The 3902-nt window shown below is 76.3% G+C and carries 3 protein-coding genes and 1 pseudogene; all 4 read left to right on the plus strand.

Annotation, left to right across the window (positions count from 1 at the left end; genetic code table 11):
* The first annotated feature begins 30 nt into the window (after positions 1 to 30).
* A complete protein-coding gene (gene murJ / locus ACWGH4_RS32570) occupies positions 31 to 1722 on the plus strand; it encodes a murein biosynthesis integral membrane protein MurJ (protein ID WP_453467201.1) in 1692 nt (563 codons plus the stop codon).
* Positions 1712 to 2482 (plus strand): polysaccharide deacetylase family protein, encoded by a 771-nt coding sequence (locus tag ACWGH4_RS32575; RefSeq protein WP_453467197.1) that lies wholly within the window; start codon positions 1712 to 1714, stop codon positions 2480 to 2482. The genes murJ and ACWGH4_RS32575 overlap by 11 nt, the downstream gene beginning before the upstream one ends.
* A complete protein-coding gene (locus tag ACWGH4_RS32580) occupies positions 2479 to 3636 on the plus strand; it encodes a glycosyltransferase (RefSeq protein WP_453467199.1) in 1158 nt (385 codons plus the stop codon). The genes ACWGH4_RS32575 and ACWGH4_RS32580 overlap by 4 nt, the downstream gene beginning before the upstream one ends.
* Positions 3633 to 3902, plus strand: a pseudogene (locus ACWGH4_RS32585) (lipopolysaccharide biosynthesis protein); the annotation flags it as partial. The gene ACWGH4_RS32580 and the pseudogene ACWGH4_RS32585, both read left to right, overlap by 4 nt.

A 3902-nucleotide genomic window follows, 5' to 3' on the forward strand; every position in this document is an offset into this window, starting at 1 on the left:
TCCCACGAAGGCCCCGAGCCGCGGCCCGCGGTGGCCGTCGGCGGGAAGCCGCGCGGGGCGCCGGCGCGGCGGGGCCACGGCGCCGCGACCGGGCCGTTCCCCCGGGCCGCCGCCCCGGCGCGGGGGCGGCACGCCCGCAGGGGCGGGCGAGCGGGCGGCGCGGGGCGCGGCACACCGCCCGTGCTCGGGCGGTTCCTCGTCCGGGCGGCCGCGGTCACCGCCGGGCTCACCGCGGCGGGGTCCGTGCTCGGGCTGGTGCGGGACCAGACCATCGCGCACTTCTTCGGGGCCGGCGTGGAGAGCGACGCGTTCCTCATCGCCTGGACCGTCCCCGAGATGGCCTCCACGCTCCTCATCGAGGACGCGATGGCCCTGCTGCTGGTGCCCGCGTTCAGCCATGCCCTCGCCCGGCGGGCCGCCGGGGACCGGAGTGCCGACCCCGTGGGGGAACTGGTCTCCGCCACCTTCCCACGGCTGTTCGCCCTGCTGACCTGTGCCGCCGGCCTGCTGCTGATCGGCGCGCCGCTCGTCGTACGGGTGCTCGCGCCCGGCTTCGGCGACCCCGCACTCGCCGTGGACTGCACCCGGATGACCGCGCTGACCGTCCTCACTTTCGGCGTCACCGGATACTTCAGCGCCGCCCTGCGCGCCCACGGCAGCTTCCTCCGCCCGGCGAGTGTCTACGTCGCCTACAACGCCGGCATCATCGCCACGACACTCGCCCTGCACTCCGTGTGGGGGGTACGCGCCGCCGCGGCCGGTGTCGCCGTCGGCGGCCTGCTCATGGTGGCCGTGCAACTGCCCGCCTTCGCCCGCCGTGTGACGCTGCGGCCGCTGGTGCGCCGCCCGCGGTCCAGGGCACCCCTCCTCGGCGCCGCCGTCCTCGCCCCCGTCGTGCTCTTCGCCGTCAGCCGCCAGTCCCAGGTCCTCGTCGAACGCTTCCTCGCCGCGCCGCTCCCCGCCGGGGCGATCTCCCATCTCAACTACGCGCAGAAGGTCGCCCAGATGCCGATGGTGCTGTCGCTGATGGTGTGCACGGTGACCTTCCCCGTCGTCGCCAAGGCCATGGCGGAGGGCGACCGCGACCGGGCCCGCCGCCGCGTCGAACAGGACCTCGCCATGGCCGGCGCGACGGTGCTGCTCGGCACGGCGATCGTCGTCGGATACGCGCCCCAGATCATCGAAGTGCTCTTCCAGCGCGGCGCGTTCGACGCACGGGACACCGAGGCCACCGCCACCGTCATGCGGGTGTACGCCGCCGGTCTCCTCGGCCACTGCCTCGTCGGCGCGCTCGGCCGGCCGTTCTTCTCCTCCGGCCGGCCCACCTGGTTCCCGGCCGCCGCGATGGCGGCGGGGCTCGCCGTCACCGTCGCCGCCGGTGCCGTCACCGTCGGCACGTTCGGTGTGCACGGCATCGCGGCCGCCAACGCCGCCGGCATCAGCACCACCGCGCTGCTGCTGCTGTGCGGCCTCGGGTCCCGGGGGGTCGCCATCCAGGTGCGCTCCGTCGGCGGCCGCATCGGACGGCTCACGGTGGCCGCGGCCGCCGCCACGGCGGCCGGACTCCTCGCCGCGCCGCTGACCGGCGGGCCGCTGCGGAGCCTCGCCGCCGGCTGCCTGCTGCTGCCCGCCGTCTTCCTGCTCACCGCCCGCGCCCTGCGCGCCCCCGAAGCCGTACACCTGCTGGGACTCGCACGACGGAGGCTGCTTCATGACCACTGACACCGCGGCACCACCCGCCGCCCCGGCCCTCGCCCGGCCGTGGATCCTGATGTACCACGCCGTCGGCGACCCCACCGCCGACCCGTACGGCATCGCCGTCGCGCCCGACCGCCTCGAACTCCACCTCCGCTGGCTGCGCGCCCGCGGCCTGCGCGGGGTCGGCGTGGCCGACCTGCTGCGCGCCCACAGCGCGGGCGACGCCGCCGGTCTCGTCGGCCTCACCTTCGACGACGGTTACGCCGACTTCGTCGGGACGGCACTGCCGCTCCTGGCCAGGTACGACTGCGCGGCCACCGTGTTCGTACTGCCCGGCAGGCTCGGCGGCACCAACGAGTGGGACCCCGAGGGTCCGCGCAGGGCGCTGCTCACCGGCCCGCAGATCAGGGCCGCCGCGGACGCGGGCACCGAGATCGCCTCGCACGGTCTGTTCCACCGCCGCCTGGCGGGCTGCCCGGACGACGTACTCGCCGAGGAGACCGCCCGCAGCCGCGAACTGCTCCACCGACTCACCGGCACGGCCCCGGCCGGGTTCTGCTACCCGTACGGCACCTTCGACGAGCGCGCCGCCGACGCCGTGCGCCGGGCGGGCTACACGTACGCCTGCGCCATCACCCCCGGCGCGGCGGCCGGCCCGTACGCCCTGCCCCGCACGCACATCAGCCAGGCCGACCGCGGCACCCGGCTGTGGGTGAAGCGGCTGCGGCACCGGGCACGCCGCAGTCCGGCGCTCGGCCCGGTGCGCTTCGGCGGTGCAGGGTGAGGGTGCTGCACATCATCACCGGCCTCGGCGTCGGCGGCGCGGAACAGCAACTGCGGCTGCTGCTGCGCCATCTCCCCGCCGAGTGCGACGTCGTGACCCTGACCAATCCGGGTCCGGTCGCCGCCGGGCTGCGCGCGGACGGGGTGCCGGTCACCCACCTCGGCATGGGCGGCAACACGGATCTCACGGCCCTGCCGCGGCTCGCCCGGTTCGTCCGGCGCGGCCGTTACGACCTCGTGCACACGCACCTGTACCGGGCCTGCGTCTACGGGCGGATCGCCGCCCGGCTGGCAGGGGTGCGGGCCGCCGTCGCCACCGAACACTCCCTGGGCGGGCGGGAGATCGAGGGCCGGCCGCTCACCCAGGGCACCCGCGCGCTGTACCTGACCACCGAACGCCTCGGCGCCGCCACCGTCGCCGTCTCCCCGACCGTGGCCGGCCGGCTCCGCGACTGGGGCGTCCCCGGCCCCCGCATCCACGTCGTGCCGAACGGCATCGACGCGGCCCGGTTCCGTTTCGACGCCTCCGGGCGGCGCGCCACCCGGAGGCGGCTCGGCGTCCCCGCAGACGCCTGCGTGGTCGGCGGCGTGGGCCGGCTCGTTCCCGGCAAACGCTTCGACGTTCTGATCGAGGCGGTCGCCGCGCTGCCCGGCGTCCGGCTGCTGCTCGCCGGCGACGGTCCGGAGCGGGACGCGCTGCGCGCCCTCGCCGTACGGCTCGGTGCGGGCGACCGGATCCGACTGGTCGGCGAGTGCGACGCCGACGGTGTCGCCGCGCTGCTGTCCGCCGTGGACCTGTTCGTGTCGGTCTCCCGTGAAGAGGCGTTCGGGCTCGCCGTGGTCGAGGCCCTCGCCGCCGGGCTGCCGGTCCTGCACAGCACCTGCCCCGCCGTCGACGACCTTCCGGCGGACGACGCACCGGGCGCCACCCGGCTGCGCGACGGCGGAGTCCGAGAGCTCGCGGAAGCGCTGCGCGCCCGGACGACCACGGGCCCCCGCCGGCTGCCGCCGCCCCGCGCGGTCGGCCGCTACGACATCGCGCGGGGCAGCCGCCTCCTGATGGACGTGTACGCGCACGCCCTGGACACCGCCCGGCCGGACCGCGACCGGCCGGAGCATTTCCATCCCGACCCGACCCGGAGAGCACTCCCATGACCGAGACGCACGAGCAGGAGCCCGCCGCCCGCGGCCGGTTCCGCCGCCTCGCGAAGATCACTCTGTCCGTCTGGTGGCCCCTGCCGGTCTGCGCCCTGCTCGGCACGGCCTGCGGTGCCTCCTACGGCCTGCTCAAAGCACCCGAGTACGCCTCCACCAGCTATGTCGTCGCCGTGGCCGCCAAGGGCTCCGACCCCGCCGCGGCGCTCGGCTTCGCCCAGGCCTACGGGCGCATCGCCACCAGCGACTCGACCCTCGCGTACGCG

It is taken from the genome of Streptomyces sp. NPDC054847 (assembly GCF_053610925.1).